General features: G+C 74.3%; 19 protein-coding genes. 8 read left to right on the forward strand and 11 right to left on the reverse strand.

Translation table 11 applies throughout. From position 1 onward, the window contains the following. Positions 1-85: 85 nt before the first annotated feature. The 3 genes from SERN_RS13380 to mtrA are packed head-to-tail and all read right to left on the reverse strand — an operon-like array spanning position 86 to position 4,424. Positions 86-2,023 carry an LpqB family beta-propeller domain-containing protein gene (locus tag SERN_RS13380; protein WP_135850663.1) on the reverse strand — a complete coding sequence of 646 codons (1,938 nt, stop codon included), beginning with the start codon at positions 2,021-2,023 and terminating at the stop codon, positions 86-88. Continuing rightward, the gene (mtrB, locus tag SERN_RS13385) at positions 2,020-3,744 is read right to left on the reverse strand and encodes an MtrAB system histidine kinase MtrB (protein ID WP_135850664.1); all 1,725 of its coding nucleotides are present in this window, start codon (positions 3,742-3,744) and stop codon (positions 2,020-2,022) included. The genes SERN_RS13380 and mtrB overlap by 4 nt, the downstream gene beginning before the upstream one ends. Continuing rightward, positions 3,741-4,424: an MtrAB system response regulator MtrA gene (gene mtrA / locus SERN_RS13390; RefSeq protein ID WP_135850665.1), complete on the reverse strand. Its 684-nt coding sequence runs from the start codon at positions 4,422-4,424 to the stop codon at positions 3,741-3,743. Before mtrA ends, mtrB begins: the two co-directional genes overlap by 4 nt. A 19-nt stretch (positions 4,425-4,443) precedes the next feature. Between mtrA and SERN_RS13395 the strand changes: the two genes are divergently transcribed. Further along, positions 4,444-5,415 carry a hypothetical protein gene (locus tag SERN_RS13395; RefSeq protein ID WP_135850666.1) on the forward strand — a complete coding sequence of 324 codons (972 nt, stop codon included), beginning with the start codon at positions 4,444-4,446 and terminating at the stop codon, positions 5,413-5,415. Here the strand turns inward: SERN_RS13395 and nhaA are convergent. After that, positions 5,320-6,606 (reverse strand): Na+/H+ antiporter NhaA, encoded by a 1,287-nt coding sequence (gene nhaA / locus SERN_RS13400; protein ID WP_135850667.1) that lies wholly within the window; start codon positions 6,604-6,606, stop codon positions 5,320-5,322. The two genes, SERN_RS13395 and nhaA, sit on opposite strands and share 96 nt — an antisense overlap. A gap of 62 nt (positions 6,607-6,668) precedes the next feature. After that, entirely contained in the window at positions 6,669-8,195 is a 1,527-nt protein-coding gene (ahcY, locus tag SERN_RS13405; RefSeq protein WP_135850668.1) for an adenosylhomocysteinase, read from the reverse strand. Positions 8,196-8,501: 306 nt separating this feature from the next. On the opposite strand from ahcY, the gene SERN_RS13410 reads away from it, so the two are divergent. The 4 genes from SERN_RS13410 (at position 8,502) to SERN_RS13425 (ending at position 12,818) form a co-directional block, all read left to right on the forward strand. Beyond that, on the forward strand, positions 8,502-9,725 hold the full coding sequence (locus tag SERN_RS13410; protein ID WP_135850669.1) for a quaternary amine ABC transporter ATP-binding protein: 1,224 nt from the start codon (positions 8,502-8,504) through the stop codon (positions 9,723-9,725). Beyond that, positions 9,722-10,585 (forward strand): ABC transporter permease, encoded by an 864-nt coding sequence (locus SERN_RS13415; protein WP_135850670.1) that lies wholly within the window; start codon positions 9,722-9,724, stop codon positions 10,583-10,585. Before SERN_RS13410 ends, SERN_RS13415 begins: the two co-directional genes overlap by 4 nt. 83 nt (positions 10,586-10,668) lie before the next feature. Further along, positions 10,669-11,607, forward strand: a complete 939-nt coding sequence (locus SERN_RS13420) for a glycine betaine ABC transporter substrate-binding protein (protein ID WP_135850671.1) — start codon at positions 10,669-10,671, stop codon at positions 11,605-11,607. Positions 11,608-12,158: 551 nt separating this feature from the next. Beyond that, positions 12,159-12,818, forward strand: coding sequence for a hypothetical protein (locus tag SERN_RS13425; RefSeq protein ID WP_135850672.1), 660 nt, complete (start codon positions 12,159-12,161; stop codon positions 12,816-12,818). 242 nt (positions 12,819-13,060) lie between these two features. Here SERN_RS13425 and SERN_RS13430 read toward each other — a convergent pair whose 3' ends face one another. The 3 genes from SERN_RS13430 to SERN_RS13440 all read right to left on the reverse strand — a co-directional run bounded on the left by SERN_RS13430 (position 13,061) and on the right by SERN_RS13440 (position 14,677). Further along, positions 13,061-13,984: a cation diffusion facilitator family transporter gene (locus SERN_RS13430; RefSeq protein ID WP_135850673.1), complete on the reverse strand. Its 924-nt coding sequence runs from the start codon at positions 13,982-13,984 to the stop codon at positions 13,061-13,063. A gap of 115 nt (positions 13,985-14,099) precedes the next feature. Next, positions 14,100-14,288 carry a Trm112 family protein gene (locus SERN_RS13435; protein ID WP_135850674.1) on the reverse strand — a complete coding sequence of 63 codons (189 nt, stop codon included), beginning with the start codon at positions 14,286-14,288 and terminating at the stop codon, positions 14,100-14,102. 2 nt (positions 14,289-14,290) lie between these two features. Further along, the gene (locus tag SERN_RS13440) at positions 14,291-14,677 is read right to left on the reverse strand and encodes a DUF3499 domain-containing protein (RefSeq protein WP_135850675.1); all 387 of its coding nucleotides are present in this window, start codon (positions 14,675-14,677) and stop codon (positions 14,291-14,293) included. Between the two features lie 64 nt (positions 14,678-14,741). Between SERN_RS13440 and SERN_RS13445 the strand changes: the two genes are divergently transcribed. After that, entirely contained in the window at positions 14,742-15,224 is a 483-nt protein-coding gene (locus SERN_RS13445) for a metallopeptidase family protein (RefSeq protein WP_135850676.1), read from the forward strand. Positions 15,225-15,234: 10 nt separating this feature from the next. Here SERN_RS13445 and SERN_RS15365 read toward each other — a convergent pair whose 3' ends face one another. Genes SERN_RS15365 through SERN_RS13460 form a run of 3 tightly spaced genes read right to left on the reverse strand, consistent with a single transcriptional unit; the run spans position 15,235 to position 20,951 of the window. Further along, entirely contained in the window at positions 15,235-17,211 is a 1,977-nt protein-coding gene (locus SERN_RS15365; RefSeq protein ID WP_158292662.1) for a DUF5719 family protein, read from the reverse strand. Continuing rightward, a complete protein-coding gene (locus tag SERN_RS13455) occupies positions 17,208-20,618 on the reverse strand; it encodes a glycosyltransferase (RefSeq protein ID WP_158292663.1) in 3,411 nt (1,136 codons plus the stop codon). The genes SERN_RS15365 and SERN_RS13455 overlap by 4 nt, the downstream gene beginning before the upstream one ends. Before the next feature lie 30 nt (positions 20,619-20,648). Then, positions 20,649-20,951, reverse strand: coding sequence for a WhiB family transcriptional regulator (locus tag SERN_RS13460; RefSeq protein WP_135850678.1), 303 nt, complete (start codon positions 20,949-20,951; stop codon positions 20,649-20,651). Positions 20,952-21,103: 152 nt separating this feature from the next. Here SERN_RS13460 and SERN_RS13465 point away from each other — a divergent pair, with 152 nt between their 5' ends. Then, entirely contained in the window at positions 21,104-21,742 is a 639-nt protein-coding gene (locus SERN_RS13465) for a TIGR03089 family protein (RefSeq protein ID WP_135850679.1), read from the forward strand. Positions 21,743-21,817: 75 nt separating this feature from the next. Beyond that, positions 21,818-22,654 carry a dTDP-4-dehydrorhamnose reductase gene (rfbD, locus tag SERN_RS13470; RefSeq protein WP_135850680.1) on the forward strand — a complete coding sequence of 279 codons (837 nt, stop codon included), beginning with the start codon at positions 21,818-21,820 and terminating at the stop codon, positions 22,652-22,654. Position 22,655: the final 1 nt, after the last annotated feature.

A 22,655-nucleotide genomic window follows, 5' to 3' on the forward strand; every position in this document is an offset into this window, starting at 1 on the left:
TCGCCGACGAGCCGTGGCCCGCGACGAGCCCGGTGATCGGGCCCGCCCGCGTGCCCGGGGGACAGCCGATCCGGCCGCCGGCGCGTCAGCCGGCGAACGCCGGGTCGGTCACCCCCGCGACGATCTCCTCCCACCGGAGCGAGACGCGCAGCAGGAGACGCCCCTCCGCCGTCGCCAGGTAGAGCTCGCCGAGCCCGTTGCCGGCGGCGATGGAGACGGCCTGGGCCGTCGTGGAGACGGGGGCGACGGGGCCGGTCACGAGCGCCGTGCGCACGCTGGGGGCCGAGCCCGGCTCCTGCGAGGCCAGGACGGCGACCTCGGTCGCCCCGGTCCAGACCACGCCGAGGCCGCTCGCCAGGTCGCCCACGAGCACCGGACCGGGGACGAGACGCAGCGGCACGCCGTCGCCGTCGCGCACGACGGCCACGATCTGCACCTGGGCGGCACCGTCGCGCTCGCTCATCACGACGGCGCGCGCGCCGTCGCGCGAGACGCGGACCTCGGTCACGCGGCCGGTCAGCACCTCGGCGTCGACCTGGACCACGGCTCCCTCGGGCGTCACGGCCGTCAGGACGCCCGCGTTGTCGCGCTCCCCCGTCAGGATCCAGCCGAACCGGTCCTGGCTCGGCGGCAGCAGCTCCCGACCGCTGGTGAGCACCGTGAACGTGCCGTCCGGCGCGATGTGGAGGAGCCGGCCGTCGCCCTGGAGGACCGCGACGCCCGCGTCCTCGTCGTAGGCGGGGGCCGGGCGGCGCAGATCGGCCAGCCCCGGGGGTGGCGCCTGCGGGGGCTCCTCCGGTGCGGTGCCGGTGTCGGCCGGGTCGGGGGCATCGGTGGCCTCGGGCGACGCCGGAGCGTCCGGGCCGGCCGGGTCGGCCGCGTCGCCGTCGGGCGCGACCCCGACGTACGCCTCGACGTCGTCCCCGTCCACCCGCACCAGGACCCCGTCCGCGAGCGCGACGAGACGGTCGGGGACCCGGGCGACGAGCGCGGGCGCCACGGCACCGGTCGACGGCTCGTACGGATTGCCGTCCAGCCAGAGCGAGACGCCGAGGATGCCGGGGATCGAGGTGAGGGTGGCCTTGACCTGGGCGAACAGCAGATCGCGGTCGGCCGCCGACAGCCCCGCCGCGCCCGTCAGGCGGACCTCGGCCTGGGCGTCGTCCTCGGTCACCACGACGCCCGCACCGAGCTGCTCGAGCGTGGTCCCGAGCGGGACGCGCGTCGAGACGCCGGACTCCAGCCAGTCGGCGGGTCCGGCCAGCAGGCGGTCGAGCGCGTGCGAGACGGCGTTGCGGGTGGGGACGAAGCGGACGTCCGGCACCAGGGCGCTGAGGTCGGGCGTCAGGAACATCACCGGGACGGGCCGGAACACGTTCCCGAAGGCGACCTCCGGGAGCAGCAGACCGCTGGGGACCGAGTCGATGCGCCACTGGCCCGACACCCTCACCAGCTCGTAGCTCAGCTCCGACTCCGCCCGCGAGGTCGAGGCGGTGTAGACACCGCGGTCGTCGACGTCCGCGACGGCGTCGATGCCGAGCCGGACCTGCACGCGGTCGAGGCCCTCGAGCTCGTCCGACCCCAGCGTCGCCGGTCCGTCCGACGGCGTCGCCTCCTGCGGCGTCCCGGCGGCCGGATCGTCCGACGACGGCGCGGCCCCCTCGGGCAGGGTCACGACGGGCAGCTGGGGAGACTCGTTCGCGGACACGACGACCTGGGCCAGCGGCGTCCACCCGCTGCTGGCGGCCTCGGTGAGGAACGATCGCGCGACCTCGAAGTCGTTGTCCCCCGACAGGCCGGCGGCCCCGGCCTGGAGGAACCCCTCGATGATCTCGGTCGGACCCGCGCCGAGCACCGGACCGCTCGCTTCGTAGCGGATGGTGCCGTCCGTCGGGGACTCGGTCAGGCCGACCTCGACCGGTCCGGAGGTCGGCAGCGACGTGCAGCCGGCGAGCGCCAGGGCCAGGGCCACCGCGAACGCCCCGGCCCGCGGGGTGCGACGCCGTCGGGGTGACGGTCTCATCGTGCCTCCTCCGGCGTTCCCGCGAGGTCCGGCACCGAGGCCGGGGACGGGCCCAGCAGCTGGTTGGGCAGCTCCGGCACGACCTCCTCGCGCACGAGCGGTCCGGGTGAGTGGACGACCCGGACACCGGCGCGGCGGGGCAGGGTCAGGCGGAAGGTGGCGCCGACGCCGGGGCTCCCCCACGCCTCGAGGTCGCCGCCGTGCAGCCGCGCGTCCTCGAGCGCGATCGCGAGGCCGAGCCCCGTCCCCCCGATCGTGCGGGCGCGCGAGGGGTCGCCGCGCCAGAACCGGTCGAAGACCTGCTCGCTCTGGCGCGTCGTCATGCCCACGCCGTGGTCGACGACGCTGATCGCGACCGCGCGCGCGTCGGCGCGGACCACGACCTCGATGCCGCGCCCCTCGGCGTGCTCGATCGCGTTGGCCAGGAGGTTGCGCAGCACGCGTTCGACGCGGCGCGGGTCGATGTCGGCGCGGCACGCCTCCTCGGGCTGCTCGACGCTCAGGTGCGACCCCGTGCGCTCGGCGAGCGGTGCCGCGAGGTCGACGGCGCGCCGCACCACCGTGCGGACGTCGAGGTGCTCGACGTCGAGGATGGCGGCCCCGGCGTCGAACCGCGAGATCTCCAGGAGGTCGGCGAGCAGCGCCTCGAACCGGTCGACCTGCGTGTGCAGGAGCTCGGCCGAGCGGCGCGTGACGGCGTCGAAGTCGCCACGCGCGTCGTAGATCATCTCCGACGCCATCCGGATCGTCGTGAGCGGTGTGCGCAGCTCGTGCGAGACGTCGGAGACGAACTGCTGCTGCACCACGGACAGCCCGGCGAGCCGCTCGAACTGCTCCTGCAGGCTGTCGGCCATCTCGTTGAAGCTGCGCCCGAGCAGCGCGAGCTCGTCGCGGCCCTTCGTGGTCATGCGCTCGTCCAGGTGCCCCGAGGCGAGCCGCTCGGCGGTGCGGGCGGCGAGCTGCACGGGTCCGAGCACCTGCCGGGTGAGGTAGAGCGCCATCGCGGCCAGCAGCCCGAGCAGGACGAGCGCCGCGAGGGCGAGCGTCTGCTGGATGAGGACGACGGTGGCCTCCTCCGGCTCGAGGCTGTAGACGAAGTACAGCTCGTACGGCCCGACGACGGGCGGGGCGACGACAGAGCCGACGACGATGCCGGGGCGGTCGCTGCCCGCGGGTCCGAGCTCCACCGCCTGCCAGTGCTGCGCCCCCGTCTCCCGCACGGCCGCGCGCAGGTCGGGGCTGAGGTCGACGCTCGTCCCGACCGTGAACGTGATGAGCGAGGTCACCGGGGTCTCGGTCGGGCTGCGGCGCAGCAGGGTCCCGACGGCGCCGGAGCCCGAGCTCTGCGTCCGCCGCACGATGTCGTTGGCGACCGTCTGCACGAGCGCGGGGGTCGAGGCCGTGGAGGCGTCGAACTGCTGCTGCACCAGGCCGGTCCGGGTGGCGGCGTCGGCCAGCGCCTCGTCCACGCGCTGCTCGTACAGCGTGTCCCGCACGCGCTCGGAGAGGTAGGCGCTGATCAGCACGAGCGCGACGATCCCGACGACCGTGGTCACCGCGAGCACCCGCAGACGCAGCGAGCTGCCCCACGCCACGCGCAGGCGACGCAGGCGCTGCCCGAGCGCGCCGCGCCGCCACCAGCGCCGCACCCCCGCCGTGAGCGCCGTCGGGCCCCGGCGGCCGGGGGCGGGCGTCGCGACCGGCGCGCCCCCGGCCGTCACGAGGTGGGCGTCCCCGCCCGGTAGCCGACACCGCGGACGGTGACGACCACCTCGGGGTGCTCGGCGTCGCGCTCGATCTTGGCGCGCAGGCGCTGCACGTGGACGTTGACGAGCCGCGTGTCGGCCTGGTGGCGGTAGCCCCAGACCTGCTCCAGCAGGGCCTCGCGGCTGAACACCTGCCACGGCTTGCGCGCGAGCGCGACCACGAGGTCGAACTCCAGCGGCGTCAGCGCGATCGTCTCGCTGCCGCGCATCACCCGGTGGCCGGCGACGTCGATCGTCAGGTCGCCGATCTGGAGGCGCTCGGAGGCGTCGTGATCCTGCCGGCGCAGGCGGGCCCTGACCCGCGCGACGAGCTCCTGCGGCTTGAAGGGCTTGACCATGTAGTCGTCGGCGCCGGCCTCGAGCCCACGCACGACGTCGACCGTGTCGGAGCGCGCGGTCAGCATCACGACGGGTGTGTCGGCCAGGCGACGGATCTCGCGGCAGACCTCGATGCCGTCCTTGCCCGGCAGCATCAGGTCGAGCAGCACGAGATCGGGGTTGGACTCGTTGAACACCTCGATGGCGTGCTCGCCGTCGGGGCAGAAGGCCGCCTCGAACCCCTCCGAGGCGAGCACGATGCCGATCATCTCGGAGATGGCGGGGTCGTCGTCGACCACGAGGATGGTGGAGGTCATGCCCCCTATCGTGGCACCCATGAGCTCACCTCGCGGCTGGGGAGAACCGGCGCGCCCCTCGCCCCCTCCCTCGGAGCCGGCGGGCGTCGCCCCGACGGCGCCCCGCGCGATGGGTCTGGGCGACCTGATGGAGCGCGTGATCGGCAGCATCCGGACCGTGCCGCGCTCCACCTGGCTCGTCGGCGCCGCCGTCGTCGCGGTCGTCGGGGCCCTCGAGCTCCTCGCCGCGCGCGTGCTCCCGTTCGGAAGCCTCACGGACGTCGTCCTGGGCGAGCGGTTCGGCGACCAGGAGTGGTACGAGCAGACGGGCCAGGAGGTGCGGCTGCTGGCTGCCTCGGCCCTGACCTCGGCGCTGACGGCCGTCCTGGGGACCGTCGCCACGACGCTCGTGGTCGGCTGGACCGCCCGCGCCCTCGTGCTGCACGACGCCGGCGCCCCCGCCCGGATCCGGGACGTCTGGCGCGGGCTGCGCCCCCGTGTGGCCGGCCTGCTCGGTCTGGTGCTGCTGCTCGCCGTCGTGGTCGTCCTCGCGCTGGCCGTGCCGGTCCTCCTCGCCGTGCTCGTCGGGGCGGCCGCGGGCTCGCCCGGTGCCGCGGTCGGCGCGGGGCTCGTGGGCCTGGCGGTCGCCGTCGCGCTCCTGGTCCGCTTCGTGCCCGCGCTCGTGGTGAGCCTGCCCGCGCACGCGAGCGCCGACCGCACCGGCGCCGGGACGTCGCTGCGCCGCGCCGTCGCGCTGACGGCGGGCGAGCGCTGGCGCCTGGTCGGCATCTGGCTGCTGACCGTGATCGTGCTCGGCATCACCGCCGGCGTGATCGGTTCGCCGTTCGCGGGCATCGGTGCCGCGGTGGGTGGGGACGACGCCGCGACGTGGAGCCTGCTCGGCTCCGTCGTCGCGTCAGCCGTGACCGCCCCGCTCGGCGCGCTCGTCCTCGCCCTGGTGCACGGGGAGCTGGCGCAGCGCCGCGGCACCGAGCCCGGCCGCCAGGACTGAGGCCACCAGCACCGCGATCACGACCTCGGCCGTCCGGTCGCCGTCACCGAACGCCAGCGAGCCGATCAGCAGCGACACCGTGAAGCCGATGCCCGCCAGGCACGAGACGGACCCGATCGCGCGCCACGTCACTCCCGGGGCCAGCGATGCGCCCGTGAACCGGCACAGGAGCCACGTGGAGGCCGTGATCCCCAGCGGCTTGCCCACCACGAGCCCGAGCACGATCCCCCACGCGACGGGGTCGCGCAGCGTCGCGCCCAGGAGCGCGGGATCGATCCGCACACCGGCGGCGAACAGCGCGAAGAGAGGGACCGCGAGCCCGGCGGAGATCGGACGCCACACGTGCTCGTAGCGCTCGGCGAGGCTGCCCGCACCGTCGTCCGCCGGCACGTCGGGGGCAGCGCCCGGCGAGCGCGCCGGCACCGCGAGTCCGATCGCCACCCCCGCCAGCGTGGCGTGCAACCCCGCGTTGAGGGTGGCGACCCAGGTCGCGACGCCCAGCACCACGAGCACCGGTGGCAGCCACGGCGCCCGTGCGACGCGTGAGCGCAGCAGCAGCGCGACGAGCGCGACGCCGGCCACCGCGCCGAGCAGCCACGTCCAGGAGACGCCGTCGGAGAACCCGACCGCGATGATGAGGATCGCCAGCAGGTCGTCGACGACCGCGAGCGTCAGCAGGAAGGCGCGGATCGCGAGCGGCAGCCCGGGCGCCACCAGCGCGAGGACGGCGACGGCGAAGGCGATGTCGGTCGCCGTGGGGATCGCCCAGCCGGCCACGTCGCCCCCGGGTGCCACCAGGTTGGCGCCGAGGTAGATCAGCGCCGGGGCCGCCATCCCGCCGATCGCGCCGACGACCGGCACGACGGCGGTGCGCAGGCGCCTCAGCTCCCCCACCTGGATCTCGCGCGTCAGCTCGAGCCCGACCACGAGGAAGAAGATCGCCAGCAGGCCCTCCGAGGCCCAGTGGGCGACGTCGAGCGTGACCGGGCCCGCGGTGAGCTCGGTGCCGGCGAGCCTGGCGAACCAGGTCCGCGTGGGGCCGTTGGCGAGGACCAGGCCGAGGAGCGCGGCCGCGACGAGGAGGATGCCGCCCGTCCGCTCGGCACGCAGGGTGTCGAGCAGGTTGCGGCGACCCCCGGGACCGGGCGGGGCGAACGGGGTCGGCTGCTGCGGGGGGTGCGAGTGGTTCACGGGTGCTCCAGGGGTCGGGGACGTCGTTGCCGACCAGACTTCCCGGCGCACCGGGGACCATCCTAGTAGCGGTAGTGATCGCTCTTGTACGGCCCGGCGACGTCGACGTCGATGTACTCCGCCTGCTCCTTGGTGAGCTCGGTGAGGTCGGCGCCGAGCGCCTCGAGGTGCATCCGGGCGACCTTCTCGTCCAGCTCCTTGGGCAGCCGGTGGACGTCGGGCGTGCCGCCCACGGCGACCTGCAGGTACTCGGCGTCGGTGTGCAGCTCGATCTGCGCCAGGACCTGGTTGGCGAACGACGCGCTCATGACGAAGCTCGGGTGGCCGGTCGCGTTGCCCAGGTTGAGCAGCCGTCCCTCGGACAGCACGATGACGCTGCGCTCGGTACGCTCGGTGCCGTCGGGGGCGACGTCGGCCGGGAGGGTCCACTCGTGGACCTGCGGCTTGATCTCGGTGCGCACCACACCGGGGAGCGCCTCGAGCCCGGCCATGTCGATCTCGTTGTCGAAGTGACCGATGTTGCCGAGCACGGCCTTGTTCTTCATCGCCGCGACGTCCTGCGCGGTGACGACCGCGACGTTGCCCGTCGTCGTGATGACGAAGTCGACCTGGCCGATGACGTCGGCCAGGCGCGCGACCTGGTAGCCGTCCATCGCCGCCTGCAGGGCGCAGATCGGGTCGATCTCGGAGACGATCACGCGGGCGCCCTGGCCGCGCAGCGACTCGGCCGCACCCTTGCCGACGTCGCCGTAGCCGACGACGAACGCGACCTTGCCGCCGATCAGGACGTCCGTGGCGCGGTTGAGGCCGTCGGGCAGGGAGTGACGGATGCCGTACCGGTTGTCGAACTTCGACTTCGTGACGGAGTCGTTGACGTTGATCGCCGGGAAGAGCAGGTCGCCGGTCGCGGCGAGCTGGGCGAGGCGGTGGACCCCCGTGGTGGTCTCCTCGCTGACCCCGCGGATCGAGGCCGCGAGCCGCGTGAAGCGCTGGGCGTCCTGCTCGAGCGAGCGGCGCAGCGTGGCGAGGAAGACGAGCTTCTCGTGCGAGAACCCGCGGTCCCCGGGGACGGGGTCGGACTCCACGGCGCCGCGGCGCTCGGCCACCACGCCCTCGTGGACCAGCATGGTGGCGTCCCCGCCGTCGTCCAGGATCAGGGTGGGGCCGACGTCCTGCCCCGTCTCGTCGTCGATCCACCGCAGGATCTCGTCGGTGCACTCCCAGTACTCCGGGAGGGTCTCGCCCTTCCACGCGAACACGGAGACGCCGCGCGGGTCCTCGGCCGTGCCGCCGGTCTCGGGGCGTCCGACGACGACGGCCGCCGCCGCCTCGTCCTGCGTGGAGAAGATGTTGCAGCTCGCCCACCGCACCTGAGCGCCCAGCGCCGTCAGCGTCTCGATGAGGACGGCGGTCTGGACCGTCATGTGCAGCGATCCCGCGATGCGGGCACCGCGCAGCGGCTGGGCGTGCCCGAACTCCTCCCGCAGCGCCATCAGGCCGGGCATCTCGTGCTCGGCGAGGCGGATCTGGTGCCGCCCGGCCTCGGCCAGGGACAGGTCACGGACACGGTGCGCGAGGGGGAAGGTCACGGCTCACGAGCCTACTGCGCCGCGCCCCGGGGCATTCCGGCGGGCTTGCATAACGAAGGCGTAACGATCGTCACAACGCTTCGCCGCAGGTCAGCGGGGGTGCGCGTGAGATCGATCTCGTCAAAGGGCACCATTCACCACAATGCTGCCTTTGCGCATTCTTGGTTCATGGTTCACGGTGGATGCAGACCACAAGGGACCAGCCCGGCGCACGACGTCGGGCTCGCTTGGCACGCCCGCTTCACGGAATCCAGCACGCAGAAGCGACCCGCAGGGGTCAGGGCTGTGTCCGGAAGGACGCAACACATGACCGAGAACCACACGGAGATCCGCGCCGACGGCGCGTACAAGGTGTTCGGACGGCGAGGGGCCGAGGCGGTCCGCCGTCTCCGCTCCGGCAGCACCCGCGACGAGGTCAAGCCGCTCGGCACCGCCGCGGTGATCGACGCCTCCTTCGAGGTGCGCAAGGGCGAGATCTTCGTCGTCATGGGGCTGTCGGGCTCCGGCAAGTCGACGCTGATCCGCATGCTCAACGGGCTCTGGCGACCGACCGCCGGCTCGATCCACCTCGGCGACGACGACCTCGCCACCGTCTCCCCCGCCCGGCTGCGGGAGATCCGCCGCACCAAGGTGTCGATGGTGTTCCAGCACTTCGCGCTGCTGCCGCACCGCACCGTGCTCGAGAACGCCGCCTACCCCCTGGAGATCCAGGGGGTGCCGAAGGAGCAGCGACGGGAGCGCGCCCTGGAGGCGCTGCGACTGGTCGGCCTCGCCGGCTGGGAGGACTCCGTGCCCGGGGCCCTGTCCGGCGGCATGCGCCAGCGCGTCGGGCTCGCCCGCGCCCTGGCCGCCGACACGGACGTGCTGCTCATGGACGAGGCGTTCTCCGCCCTCGACCCCCTGATCCGCCGGGAGATGCAGGAGCAGCTGCTCGAGCTGCAGAGCTCGCTCGGCAAGACGATCGTCTTCATCACGCACGACCTCAACGAGGCGATGTTCCTCGGCGACCGCATCGCCATGATGCGCGACGGCCGGATCGTCCAGATCGGCACCGCCGAGCAGATCCTGTCCGAGCCGGCGGACGACTACGTCGCGCAGTTCGTCGCCGACGTCGACCGCACCCGTGTGCTGACGGCCTCGTCGGTGATGCGCCCCTCGCGCGTGGTCGTCTCGATCTCGGGCGGTCCGCGGCTCGCGCTGCGCACCATGGAGGAGAACGCCGCCTCGGCCGCGTTCGTCACCGACCGCAACCGCGTCTTCCACGGCACCGTCACCGACACGGCGGTGCTGGACGCGCAGCGTCGGGGGGACGCGGACCTGAGCGCCGTCGTCGAACCGGACACGCGCCAGGTCCACCCCGACGCCCCGATGTCGGAGATCTTCGCTCCCGCGGCCGAGTCGGTGCTGCCGGTCCCGGTGGTCGACGACGGCGGCCGGCTCGTCGGCGTCGTCCCGCGCGTCCGCCTGCTCGAGGCGATGTCGCAGACCACCTCCCTCGACGCCACGCCCAGCACGGAGGACTCCCTGTGAACGACCCGATCATCCGCATCCCCGTCGGCTCCTGGGCCGAGTCCGCCGTCGACTGGCTCACGTCGACCTTCTCAGGGCTGTTCGCGTTCATCAAGACCGTGCTCGGTAGCGCCTACGAGGGCCTGGACCAGATCCTGACCGCGCCGCCGTTCTGGGTCGTCGTGCTCGTGCTGGCCGGACTCGCCTGGTGGGTCAAGAGCTGGAAGATGGCGCTGGGCACCGTGATCGGGCTCGTGCTGATCCAGACCATGAACCAGTGGGACAACGCGATGCACACGCTCGCGCTCGTCCTCATCGCGACCGTCATCGCGCTGGCGATCGCCGTTCCTGTCGGGATCCTGGCGGCCCGCAACGACGCTGTCTCGCGGGTGATCCGCCCGGTGCTCGACCTCATGCAGACGCTGCCGGCGCTCGTCTACCTCGTGCCGATGGTGCTCATCTTCCTCACGGGCGCCGTACCCGGGCTCGTCGCCACGATCATCTTCGCCATGGCCCCCGGCGTCCGGTTCACCGAGCTGGGCATCCGGCAGGTGGACCGCGAGGTCGTCGAGGCCGGCGAGGCGTTCGGCGCCTCCTCCGGTCGCATCCTGCGCCAGATCCAGCTGCCGCTGGCCACCCGCACGATCATGGCCGGCGTCAACCAGGTCATCATGCTGGCCCTGTCCATGGTCGTGATCGCCGGTTTCGTCGGCGCCGCGGGACTGGGCTCCGACGTCACCCGCGCCCTGTCGAGCATCAACATCGGGCTCGGCTTCGAGGCGGGCCTCGCCGTCGTCATTCTCGCGGTCTACCTCGACCGCGTCACCTCCGCCCTCGGCACGCGCTCCGCCGTCGCCAAGGCACAGACCGCGGCGTCCTGACCGACGCCGACCGCCGCGCACCCCTCGGGTGCGCGTCCCCAACCAGAGCTGACGGCAACGTCAGCCGAAGGAAGGTAGCAACCATGACCGTCTCCACCCGCCGCCGCACCCTCGCGGCCGTGGCCGCAGCGGCCCTCGGCCTCACCCTGGCCGCCTGCTCCACCGACGACGCGGGCTCCGGCTCGACGTCGGACGGCTCCGGCTCGGCCTCCTCCGAGGACGAGACCACCGTCCGCATCGGCATCCCGTCCGGCTGGGACGAGGGCATCGCCGTCTCCCACCTGTGGAAGGCCGTGCTCGAGGACGAGGGCTACACCGTCGAGACCCAGACCGCCGACATCGGCATCCTGTTCACCGGGCTCGCCGGTGGCGACTTCGACCTGATGTTCGACGGCTGGCTGCCGCTGACGCACGCCTCCTACTGGGAGCGCTACAGCGAGGACCTCACCGACCTGGGCGTCTGGTACGACGACGCCAAGCTGACGATCGCCGTCAACGAGGACTCCCCCGCGCAGTCGCTCGAGGACCTGGCCGCGATGGCCGACGAGTACGACAACCGGCTCGTCGGCATCGAGCCGGGCGCCGGTCTGACCGAGACCACGATCGACGCCGTCATCCCCGAGTACGGCCTCGAGGGCATGGACTACATCACGTCCTCCACGCCCGCGATGCTCGCCGAGCTCTCGGCCAAGGCCGACAGCGGCGAGAACATCGCCGTCACGCTGTGGCGCCCGCACTGGGCCTACGACGCGTTCCCGGTCCGCGACCTCGAGGACCCGGCCGGCACGCTCGGCGAGGCCGAGGAGATCCACACGTTCGGCGCGGCCGACGTGATGGAGCGGTTCCCGGAGCTGTCGACCTGGGTCGAGGCGTTCGAGCTGTCCGACGAGCAGCTCTTCGAGCTCGAGAACATGATGTTCAACGACGACGCGTACGCCGACGACCTCGACGGCGCGGCCGCCGCGTGGCTCGACGCCAACCCGGACTTCGTGACGGACCTCAAGGAGGCGGCGCAGGCCTGACCTTCGCCGCGCCGCGCTCCACCAGCACCACCAGCACGACCAGCACCACCTGACGCCGAGTTCGGGCTCTTGTCGCGAGTTCGGGGATCTGATCCCCGAACTCGCCCGCAGAGCCCGAACTCGGCGTTCGTGCGCCACCGAACTGTCCCCAGTGGACGACGGCGGCACTCCCGCAGGCTGGCCGATGACCCGCTGACACGCGCGGGGCGAGGACCACCACGCTGACGGACATGGAGCCTCGTGACTCGTGGGACGGACTCGCCTCGCCCAGCCGTGGCCTGACCATGCAACCCCGGCACCTTCCCGACCTCGTGCGGGCGCGCGATCTGCGGCAGCTCGTGTCGGAAGGTCGCGATGACGCCGGCCCCCTGGTCCGCGTGCGCCGAGGGGTGCTCGCTCCGGCGACCCCGCCCTCAGCGCCGAGCACGACTGAGAGCCCGGCCGCGCGGGGGGTCGACGACGTGCTGAGACATGCTCGGGCGTTCGAGAGGGTGGCGGGGGCGAGGTTCGCGTTCAGCCGCACCACCGCAGCCACGTTGCTGGGCTGCTGGGTGCTGCGCCCGGGCCTGCCGGTGCACGTCACGCAGGAGACGCGGTCGAGCACGTCCGCGGAGGATCGCCGTCTGGTGGTCCGACACCGGCAGCACGTCCCCGACCGTGACCTGCGGGTGCACGACGACGTCGTCGTGACCAGCATCGAGCGCACGGTGGTCGAGTGTGCCGCGACCCTGCCGTTCACGGCGGCGGTCGTGCTCGCGGACTCGGGACTGAGACTGGGGGCCGACCGCGCGGTCATCGAGGACCTTCTCGCCTCCCTCGCGGGACACCGGGGCATCCGCAACGCCCGCGCGGCGATCGAGGCCGCGACGAGCGTCGTGCACTCGCCGGGCGAGTCGATGGTCCGGGCCGTCGCGCTTCGCGCCGGGCTCCCCGCGCCGACACCGCTGCACGTGGTCGACACCGACCTCGGCCCCCAGGAGCTCGACATCGCCTGGGTGCACGAGCGCGTCGCCGTCGAGATGGATGGGGCAGTCAAGCTCGTGGGGCTCGGCGAGGCTGACCTGACGCGCCGGCTGCACGCAGCGATGGAGCGGCACGACGCGCTCACCCGCGCGGGCTGGGTGATCCTTCGCGTGACGTGGGCGATGGTGCTGCGCGAGGCCGAGCTGGCGAGACGCCTCACCCGCCTCGTCCGTCACCGGCTGGTCTGAGACTCACCCTCGACTCCGCCGGTCTCCAACCCGGTCACCGCCGAGTTCGGGACTTGTCGCCGAGGTCGGGCCTTCCTCGAGCCCACCAACGCCGAGTTCGGGACTTGTTGCCGAGTTCGGGGCGCTAACGCCCGAACTCGGCAGTAAACCCCGAACTCGGCGGATCGAGCCGTTGCCGGCGCGGCCGCAGCGGTGCCACAGCGCGGCGCCGGGGCGGCGCCAGGGCCGCCGGCGCGCGGGCGTCAGCCGGCGACGGCGTGGCGCAGGTCCGGCTCCAGGTAGATGACCCGCGCGATCGGAACGGCTTCGCGGACGCGCCGCTCCGCGCCGTCGATCGCCTCGGCGACGTCGGCCGCCGTGGCTGCGGACGGCACCTCGATCTTCGCCACCACGAGCAGCTCCTCCGGACCGAGATGCAGCGTCTTGAGGTGGATGATCGACGTCACCCCGCCACCCACGAGCGCCTCCCGCACCGCCGCGACGACGCCGGGTCCAGCGCTCTCGCCGAGCAGCAGCGACGCCGTCTCGCGCGCCAGGATCGCGGCGATCGCCACCAGCAGGAGCCCGATCGCGGCCGACCCGATCGCGTCCCACCTGCCGTCACCCGTCACGAGCGTCATCGAGACGCCGAACCCCGCCAGCACCAGGCCGACCAGCGCCCCGAGGTCCTCCAGCAGGATGACCGGCAGCTCGGGCGACTTCGACGTCGTGATGAAGGACCACCAGGACTGCTCGCCCTTGCTCGGCCGCGACTCGTGCACCGCGGTCCGCAGCGAGAAGCCCTCCATGACGATGGCGAGGGCGAGCACGGCGAGCGGCACCCACCACCAGCGACCCTCGATGGGGTGGGGGTCGGAGAACTTGTGCCACGCCTCGTACAGCGCGAAGAGCCCACCGAGGGTGAAGAGCACGATCGAGACGACGAACGCGTAGAAGTAGCGTGCCCGGCCGTAGCCGAACGGGTGCTCGGCATCGGCGGCGCGTACCGCCCGACGCCCGCCGAGCAGCAGCAGGAGCTGGTTGCCGGAGTCGGCCACCGAGTGAACGCCCTCGGCGAGCATCGAGGACGAACCCGTCAGCGCCCAGGCGACGAACTTCGTGACGGCGATACCGAGATTCGCTGCCAGGGCCGCGATGATCGCCCTGTTTCCACCCTTGGTCGACATGTCGATCCCTCCCGAAGGCGCACCGTGCGCCGTCGAGGATCGTAGACCTCGCTGGGCGAGATCCCGCCGACCCGCCCGGCCGACCGGGCCGGGTCGCCTCGGGACGAGCCGCGGCTCAGGCCTGGAGGGTGCGCGCCTCGTCCGCGAGCAGGACGGGGACGCCGTCGCGCACCGGGTACGCCAGCGGCGACTCGGCGGAGGTGTTGCGCAGCTCGGGGGTGCCGTCGGGGGACGTGCCGTCGACGAGCTCGGTGCCGGTCACGGGGCAGCGCAGCGACTGCCTGACCCAGTCGTTCGTGGTCATGGTCACTCTCCTCCGTCCAGCACGCGCAGGTGACCGCGGCGCCGGGGGGTGCTCGAGGCGGGCGGCTCCTCGATCGGGGGCCGTCCCTGGGCGGGGGGTGTCGCGCGGCGCGGGACGCTGCGCGAGGCCTCGCGGACGGCGTCGGCCAGCGCCACGAGGTCGTCGGACGTCGGCGCTGCCGGCGTCAGGTCGACGTCGAGACGCACGACCTCCCAGCCGCGGGGAACGGTCAGGCGACCGGCGTGCGCACCGCACAGGTCGTAGGAGTGCGGTTCGGCGTGCGTGGCCAGCGGGCCGAGCACCGCCGTGGAGTCCGCGTAGACGTACGTCAGCGTGGCGACGGCGGGCTGCGCGCACGTGGCTCGGGTGCACTGACGGGCGGGTCTCACACGTGCCAACCTACCCCGTGGGTGCGCCGACGTCGCACCGCCGCCACCGGGCTACCGTGAGGTCATGGCCTCCCCCGCACCACGTCCCACCGGTGGCACCGACGTCGGGGACCTCGCCATCCCGTCCCGCCGCGGCGCCCGACGGCGCGACCGCCGCGGTCGTGGCGTGCGCGGCCCGCTCCTGCCGCCCGGCATGCCCGCCGCGCGCAGCCGCGCGGAACGGTTCGACGACGCCGTCCTCGAGGTCGTCGAGGCGCTCGAGCGACGCTGGGAGCAGCAGCTGCGCGGCGTGGAGTACGCCGTGGAGGACGTGCCGCCGTCGGATCCCTCGCCCTGGGAGCACGGGGTCCCGCTCGGCCGCTACTTCGCGGCGGACCCGGTGGCCGGCCTGACCCACCGGATCGTGCTGTACCGGCGCGTGGTCGAGGAGCGGGTGGACGACCCCGAGATGCTGCGCTCGCTCGTGCGGGAGGTCATCGTGGAGCAGGTGGCGCAGCTGCTCAACCGGCGGCCCGAGGAGGTCGACCCGGGCTACCGGGGCGACTGAGCGCGACCCGTCAGCTCCCCGAGATCGTGATCGCGGCGGAGCGTTCCACCTGCGGATCGGCCTGCGCGGCGACGACGGCGATGAGCTCGCCGAGCACGTCGCCCCAGGACAGGACGGTCGAGGAGCTCACCGGGCCGGTCGAGTCGAGCAGCACGCCGGCGACGCCCGAGCCCAGCCCCGACACCTCCAGCGCGGTGCTGCCCCCCGCCGCGACGGCGATCTCCCGGGCCGAGACCACCTCGCCCGTGCCGTTCACCGCCGTCACCGTGACGTCGGCGTCCGTGTCCTCGCCGTTGCCGACCACGAGCACGGCGCGGTCCACGAGAGAACCGAGTCCGGGCACCGCGACGGCGGCGGCGGTCGCGCTCGGCACGGCCGGCAACCACGCCCTGTCGACGACGGGCACGTCGGGGTCCTCGGGCGCGGGGTCGCCGCGACGCACCAGCATCGCGCCGGCGACGACGGGGTCCTGCGCCGTCACCTGCAGCGTGAACGTCCCGGCCGGCGAACCGGCGAGCGAGACGTCGGCGACCGCTCCGGGCTCGATCACGAGCCCGGCCTCGTCGGTGAGGGACGTGGCACCCTCGGCACCGAGCAGGTCGAGCTGCACCGTGGTGGGCTCGTCGTTCGGGTTGAGGATGCGGACGAGGCTGGGGTCCTCCTCGTCGACCGTGGTGGTGGTCAGCACGACGCCGGGCAGCAGCTGCGTGAGCGCCGGGGCCGCCGTCGGGGCGACGACGTCGGTCCCCGCCGGCGTGAGCCCGGTCAGCTGGGACGTCTGGACCGTGGGGCTGACCTGACCACCCGTGGCGGTCACGAGGATCGCGAGACGCTCGACGTCGGGCACGGTGGCCTCGAGCGCCTGCGTCACCTCCTGACCGGCAGGCACGAGGATGCTCGTGCCCCCGACCGCCACCTCGCCGACGGCGTCCCACGCCCTGATCGTGACCGTGGCCGCCGTGGCGCCGACGTTGCGCAGGCTGAGGACGGCGGAGGCACCCACCAGCGTCGTGCCGCCGACGAGCCAGGACGAGGTCGCCGCCGCCGGGCACGTGGCCGCCGCGAGTCCGCGCAGGTCGCCGGAGTCGGCGCGCGAGACGCTCGCGGCCGCGGCGAACGCGGCCGCCGTGGCGGTGGGCTCGGCGCGCAGCACGCTGGAGCCGGTGGGGGCGACGAGCTCGCCGACGAGGGCGTCGGCGCTGCCCGACAGCTCCAGCGGGGCGGCGCCGTCCGAGACGAGCGGGGCGAGCGTGGCGGCGGCGGGGTCGTCGGCGCGCGGGACGACGAGCCCGCGCACGGCGGCCGTGGTCGCCGACGCACCACCGAGCTCGGTGTCGGTCCCCCCGGTCGCGCCGCCGGGGAGAACCCCGGGTCCGGGGCACGCCAGCGCGACCTGGGTCGGCGGGACGGCGACGGCGAGCGGGTCGGACGACGCCGGGGCCGCGCGATCGAACAGACCGCCCCCGAACGCGACACCACCGGCGAGGGCGAGCACGAGGCCGCCCGTGAGGATCGATCCGGCGCGGCGCAGCGCCGAACGGTCGCGGGGCGCGCGAGCGGCCCTGGCGGCCCTGGCCTCGCGCGGCGTGCGCGCCGGGCGAGGCGCGGGCTTCTGCTTCTCCTCGGTCCCCGGAGAGGCCACTGCGGTCGCGGCGGCGCCGGGCTCGTCCGCGGCAGGTGCGGGAGCGGGCCCCTCGAGCTCGCCGGGCTCGGCCTCGACCGACTCCTTCGGCTCCGGGTCCGACTCGGGGTCGGCCTCCGTGGCCTCGGGCTCGGGCTCGGGCTCGATGGCCTCGGGCTCGGCTGCCTCGGGCTCCATCTCAGGCTCCGGCTCGGGCGGCGTGGCCGGCGGCGTCAACCGGTAGGGCGACGCCAGGGACACCGCGTCCTCCCCCGGGCCGGACCCGGGCTCGCGCCCCTCGTCGTCGCGCTCGTCGCGCTCGTCGCGCTCGTCGCGCTCGTCGTTCTGGTGCGTGTCGCGGGTCATGCGTCCTCCCCCGGGCTGCGGCGGCGGGTCGGCAGGGCGAGCAGCCCGGCCAGTCCCAGCACCACGATCTGGCCGACGGTCCAGAGCATCCGCAGCGGGTCGACGTAGCTGATCGTCAGGGTTCCCTCGGCGCCGGCCGGCAGGGTGAACGCCTGCCGCCAGTCGAGGTCGGTGGTCTCGAGGCGTCGCCCCTCCAGCGTGGCGCGCCACCCCGGGTGGGCGCGCTCGGCGAGGACGACGAGACGGTCGGCGTCGGCCACCCGCACCTCGCCGCCCGCCCGGACGGTGCCGGACGTCAGCCCGCCGACCGGGAGGTCGCGGCTCGTGACGTCCACGTCGGGCGACGGCGTGACGCCGTCGGCCAGCAGCACGCGAGCCCGCGCCACGCCCGAGTCTGCCGTGACGCGCCAGATCGTCCCGGAGGCGTTGGAGGTCACGCGCTCGAGACCGGCCGTGCCGTCGAGGCTCGAGACGAGCTCGGCGCGCGCCGTCGGATCGACGCCGGGGCGCCACGAGGCGTCCTCCGGTGGGACGACGACGACGGCGATGCCGTGCTCGACGAGCGCGGGTGCAGCCTCGTCCGCCGCGACGGACAGGCGCGCGACGGCGACGGCGAGCGCCTCGTCGGCGGCGTCCGGCACCGTGACCGTGGGGCGCAGGAGGTCTCCCTCGAGCGAGAACGGCGCGACGCTGGTCTCCAGCAGCTGCGGTCCGTCGCTGCGCCAGACCTGGAGGTCGTAACCGGTCGTGGTGGGCGCGAGCGAGAGCACGCGGGCCGAGGCGGCGGACGCCTGCACCTGGCGTCCCAGAGCCGGTACCGGCGAGTCTCCGCGCGGCTGGACCTCCAGGACGGCGGGGTCGCTGCGCACCGACCAGGTCCACGCGGTCGCGGCGGCGGCGGGGGCGATCGCGACGACGACGGCCACCACCGCGAGCACCGGCTGGCGCCAGCCGAAGGTGTTCTCGCCGAGCACGCCCTGCAGCCCCTCGGCCGCGACCACGGCGGCCACGAGGAGTGCGAGCAGCAGGAGCGAGACGGCGGGGCCCGACCAGGCCGTCACGGCGATCTCGGTGCCCGTGAGCAGATCCAGGCTGACGCCGACGGGCACGTGCGTGACGGCGACGGCTCCGGCGAGGGCGACGGCGGCGAGCACCCAGGCGATGCGGATGGCCCGCGCCCGGGCTCCGCCGCGCAGCAGCGCCAGCACCGCGCCGAGGACGACCGGTCCGGTGAGCAGGAGCGGTCCGACGGCGCCGAGCGCGTCCAGCTGGGACGGCAGCAGGTCGCTGCCGCCGGGCCAGAGCAGCAACTGCTGCCACGGCGCGACGTCGTCGCCCGGCAGCGGGCGGCCGGGCTCGGAGAGGAGCAGACGAAGCACCGACTCCCACGACGACGCCTGGGCGTCGGACCCGACGGCTCCGAAGGGCGCGGTGAGCCAGGGGCCGACCAGGGCGATCGCGGGCAGCAGGACGAGCACGAGGCGGCCGCGACCGGCCTGGGTGCCGCGCGAGGCGCGCGGGAGCGTGAGGACCAGCACGAGGACGACCACGACGCCCAGCGGCAGCAGCAGCGGCGCACCGGCGCACGCGATCGCGAACGCGAGACCGGCCGCGGCGGCGGCTCCGATCGAGCCCTGGGCCCGAGCGGGGCGGCGCCCGGGACGGGGCGGCGCGACGGCGGCGCGCGGCGAGGCGCCGTCCGCATCGTCGTCGTCGTCGACCTCACCGGGTACGGCGTGGACGCGTCGCGCGCCGACCATCCCGCCGAGCACGACGTCGCGGCGCTGCACCCCGAGCGCGCGGGCGACGCCGAGCGCCACCCATGGCAGGGCGAGGTGGGCGAGGATCGACCCGATCCGGCCCTGCGCGAGGGAGATCAGGAGCGTCGGCGTGAACGCCCAGACGGTGGCGGCCCAGGCGCGCGCCGCGAGGCCGCGGGTGGCGGCGCCGGCGGCGAACCACGCGCCGAGCGCGGCCAGCGGGATCGCCCCGACGGTCAGCACCGCGACGGTCGCCGAGACGGGCGTGCCCCAGAGCCCGCCGATCAGCGTGGTGAGGAACGCGAGCACCAGGGCGAGCGGTTGCGGCAGCACCGCGTGCCCGTCGCCGACGGCGAGCCAGGGCGACGTCGCCAGGGTCCAGAGCTGCGACGCCCCCGCGTCCACGGGCAGGAGCGCGCCGCCGATGAGGGCGCCGTCCAGAGCCCAGCGGCCGACCGTCACGGCCGCCACCCCCACGGTGATCACGAGGACGGCGAGCAGCGCGAGACGACGGCGACGGTTGAGCGAGGCGACCTCGGCCTTCTCCAGCTCGCTGCGGGCTCGGCGCGAACGGCGCAGCGCCGAACGCTGCAGCCGGGTGTCGCGCCACGCGGCCAGCTGCGTGCCGACACCGACCTGCAGCGGCGCGAGGACACGACGCGGGACGACGGCGGTGCGCGTCGCCTGCGCGCGGGCGCGGCTCACGGCCGACAGGTGTGCCGCCGTCGCGAACGGGGCGCGCAGCTCGCCGCCGATGAGCGCGAACTCCTTCGTCGCCACGCGCGCGAGGGCGCGCACCGGGGCGAGCAGGAACATGCCGAGGAAGGCGAGGACGGCGCCGACCGGCGAGGCGCCGACCAGGCGGGCGTGCAGCACGGCGCGGCGGCGTGCCGGCCAGCTGCGCACGGGTTCGTGCGGGGCGTCGACGGCGGCCTCGCCGTCCTCCGGGTGGCGCAGCCAGGCGTAGCTCGCGCGGGCGTGACGCACGACAGCGGCGGGGACCACGACGGCGCGGTGCCCCGCGAGGCGGGCTCGGCGGGCGAGGTCGGCGCCGTCGCCGTAGGGGCCGAGGGCCGGGTCGGGTCCCTGCAGCGCGTCCCACACGTCGCGACGGACGAGCATGCCGGCGGTCCCGATGGCCAGGACGTCGAGGCGGTCGTCGTACTGACCCTGGTCGATCTCGCTCTCCTCGAGCGCCGTGAACCGGCGCCCGGACCGCGTCAGACCGACGCCGACGGAGATGAGCTCGTCCGGGGCGGTCCACTCGACCTGCTTGGCTCCGGCGACGACGATCGAGGAACCCTGCTCGACGGCGCGCAGCTGGGCCGCGAGGGCGGTGCGGGCGGGGGCGCTGTCGTCGTGCAGCAGCCAGAGCCACTGGCCGTCGACGGCCGGGTGGTCCCGGACCGCCGAGCGGACCGCGGCGCCGAACGTGGCGGCCCCCGCGGTGGCGACGACGTCGACGTGGGCGAGCCCCGCCGTCGTGGCGGCCTCACGGACGTCGGACAGGGCGGTCGGGTCCCAGACCGCGAGCACGAGGCGCTCCGGCGCGACCTCCTGCGAGGCGAGGGCCTCGAGGGTCTCCGGCAGCCAGGGGGTGACCCCACGGGTCACGAGAACCGTGAGCACCGAGCGGGGCTCACGCACGGGGGCGACTGACGACACGGCGACCGTTCGTCAGACCGCGCGGCGCTTCAGCTTGCGGCGCTCCCGCTCAGAGAGGCCACCCCAGATGCCGAAGCGCTCGTCCTTCTCCAGCGCGTACTCGAGGCACTCGCCCCGGACGTCGCACGACACGCAGACCTTCTTGGCCTCGCGCGTCGAACCGCCCTTCTCCGGGAAGAAGGCCTCGGGGTCGGTCTGTGCGCACAGCGCACGCTCCTGCCACCCGAGGGCGCCTTCGCCCTCGAACGGTCCGGAGTTGATCTCGCTCCAGGCGGACGGAGAGGACAGCGGTCCCTCACCGAGGATGTTCCACATCCGCGCCTCCTTAAGATTGTGTTCGCAACCGCACCCCCTGCGCGGCGCTCGTTGAATTACACGCGTGTCATCCCCACTGCGTCAAGCCGGTTGGTGGTATCTATCACGACTCGCTCGGCGTGTCGGGCGGGGATCGCCGTAGGTTCGGACGTATGAGCATCGAACCCACGACCCTGTACCGCCGGCTCCTTGACGACGGCGCCTCCCCCCGCCTCGCGTGGTCCTCGTCCGACGGCGAGGCCCTCGAGCTCTCCGGACGCGTGCTGGCCAACTGGACGGCCAAGATCGCCAACCTCCTGGTCGAGGAGGCGGACGCCGAACCCGGCACGCGCGTGCTGCTCGACGTCCCGGTGCACTGGCGCAGCCTGGTGTGGGCGCTGGGAGCGTGGGTGGCGGGAGCGACCGTGGTGACGGACGTGGCCGGTGCGGATGTGGACGACGACGCGCCCCACCACGTCGACGTCGTCGTGACGACGCGGCCGGAGGCGTGGTCGGGTCGCGCCGACCTGGTGGTCGCCGTGACGCTCCCCTCGTTCGCGCTGCGCTGGACGGGCGCGCCGCTGGGTGAGGCGATCGACGGGTCCGCCGACGTCGCCGCCCAGCCCGACGCCCTCGGACCGGTCGCGCCGGGCGAGCTGGACGCCGTCGCGCTGCGCTTTGGCGGGGTCGAGGTGACCTTCGCCGAGCTGGCGGCCGGGGACGGGGCGGGGCCGGAGGACTCCCTCGGCGGTGTGCTTCTGCGGGCGGCGCGCGCGCTCGGGGGCGACGGCGTCGTCCCCCTCCGGGGGTGACTGCGGTCGTTGCCTAGACTCGGGGGCGGTGCGCCCCGCCCGGGTCGGACCGCCCCCGCCGTGGAAGGTCGTCGCATGAGAGTTCTCGTCACCGGAGCCGCAGGGATGCTCGGTCAGGACCTGTGCGCTCGGCTGGCGGGCGAGCACGACGTCGTCGCGGCTGATCGCGACACGCTCGACATCACCTCAGAGCGTGCGGTCGACGCTGCGGTCCGCGACGTCGACGTCGTCGTCAACTGCGCCGCCTGGACCGCCGTGGACGACGCGGAGACGCGCGAGGCAGACGCCTTCCTCCTGAACGCCGTCGGCCCGCACCTGCTCGCGCGCGCCGCGAGCGCCGCCGGGGCACGGCTCGTGCAGATCTCCACGGACTACGTCTTCGACGGCGCCGCGACCGAGCCCTACGCGGCCGACGCTCCGGTGCGCCCCGCCTCCGCCTACGGCCGCACCAAGGCCGCGGGCGAGTGGGCGGCGCTCCAGGCCGACGCGCTCGTCGTGCGGACCGCGTGGCTCTACGGCGCCGGCGGACCGAACTTCCCGCGCACGATGGCGCGGCTCGCGTCCGAGCGCGACCGGCTCACCGTGGTGTCCGACCAGGTCGGTCAGCCGACGTGGACGGTCGACGTGGCCGACGTCGTGACGCAGCTGCTGGAGACCGAGGCGCCGCGCGGGGTCTACCACGCGACGTCGTCGGGGAAGGCCTCGTGGTTCGAGTTCGCCCAGGAGGTCGTGGCCGCCGTCGGGAAGGACCGCTCCATGGTCGCGCCCGTGACGAGCGCCGAGTTCGTCCGGCCGGCGCCACGTCCCGCCAGCTCCGTGCTCGCGCACGACTCGCTCGTCGCGGCCGGTGTCGAACCGATCGGCGACTGGCGCGGGCGCTGGGCGCTCGCGGCACCCTCGATCGTCGGGTGAC

Source organism: Serinibacter arcticus (genome assembly GCF_004786095.1).
In the GTDB taxonomy this organism is placed as follows: domain Bacteria; phylum Actinomycetota; class Actinomycetes; order Actinomycetales; family Beutenbergiaceae; genus Litorihabitans; species Litorihabitans arcticus.

What these genes read in the sequence shown, in the direction of transcription:
- SERN_RS13380 (WP_135850663.1), bottom strand. Translation starts at nt 2,023, where the DNA reads ATGAGACCGTCACCCCGACGGCGTCGCACCCCGCGGGCCGGGGCGTTC.
- mtrA (WP_135850665.1), bottom strand. Translation starts at nt 4,424, where the DNA reads ATGACCTCCACCATCCTCGTGGTCGACGACGACCCCGCCATCTCCGAG.
- SERN_RS13395 (WP_135850666.1), top strand. Translation starts at nt 4,444, where the DNA reads ATGAGCTCACCTCGCGGCTGGGGAGAACCGGCGCGCCCCTCGCCCCCT.
- SERN_RS13410 (WP_135850669.1), top strand. Translation starts at nt 8,502, where the DNA reads ATGACCGAGAACCACACGGAGATCCGCGCCGACGGCGCGTACAAGGTG.
- SERN_RS13420 (WP_135850671.1), top strand. Translation starts at nt 10,669, where the DNA reads ATGACCGTCTCCACCCGCCGCCGCACCCTCGCGGCCGTGGCCGCAGCG.
- SERN_RS13430 (WP_135850673.1), bottom strand. Translation starts at nt 13,984, where the DNA reads ATGTCGACCAAGGGTGGAAACAGGGCGATCATCGCGGCCCTGGCAGCG.
- SERN_RS13435 (WP_135850674.1), bottom strand. Translation starts at nt 14,288, where the DNA reads ATGACCACGAACGACTGGGTCAGGCAGTCGCTGCGCTGCCCCGTGACC.
- SERN_RS13445 (WP_135850676.1), top strand. Translation starts at nt 14,742, where the DNA reads ATGGCCTCCCCCGCACCACGTCCCACCGGTGGCACCGACGTCGGGGAC.
- SERN_RS15365 (WP_158292662.1), bottom strand. Translation starts at nt 17,211, where the DNA reads ATGACCCGCGACACGCACCAGAACGACGAGCGCGACGAGCGCGACGAG.
- SERN_RS13460 (WP_135850678.1), bottom strand. Translation starts at nt 20,951, where the DNA reads ATGTGGAACATCCTCGGTGAGGGACCGCTGTCCTCTCCGTCCGCCTGG.
- SERN_RS13465 (WP_135850679.1), top strand. Translation starts at nt 21,104, where the DNA reads ATGAGCATCGAACCCACGACCCTGTACCGCCGGCTCCTTGACGACGGC.
- rfbD (WP_135850680.1), top strand. Translation starts at nt 21,818, where the DNA reads ATGAGAGTTCTCGTCACCGGAGCCGCAGGGATGCTCGGTCAGGACCTG.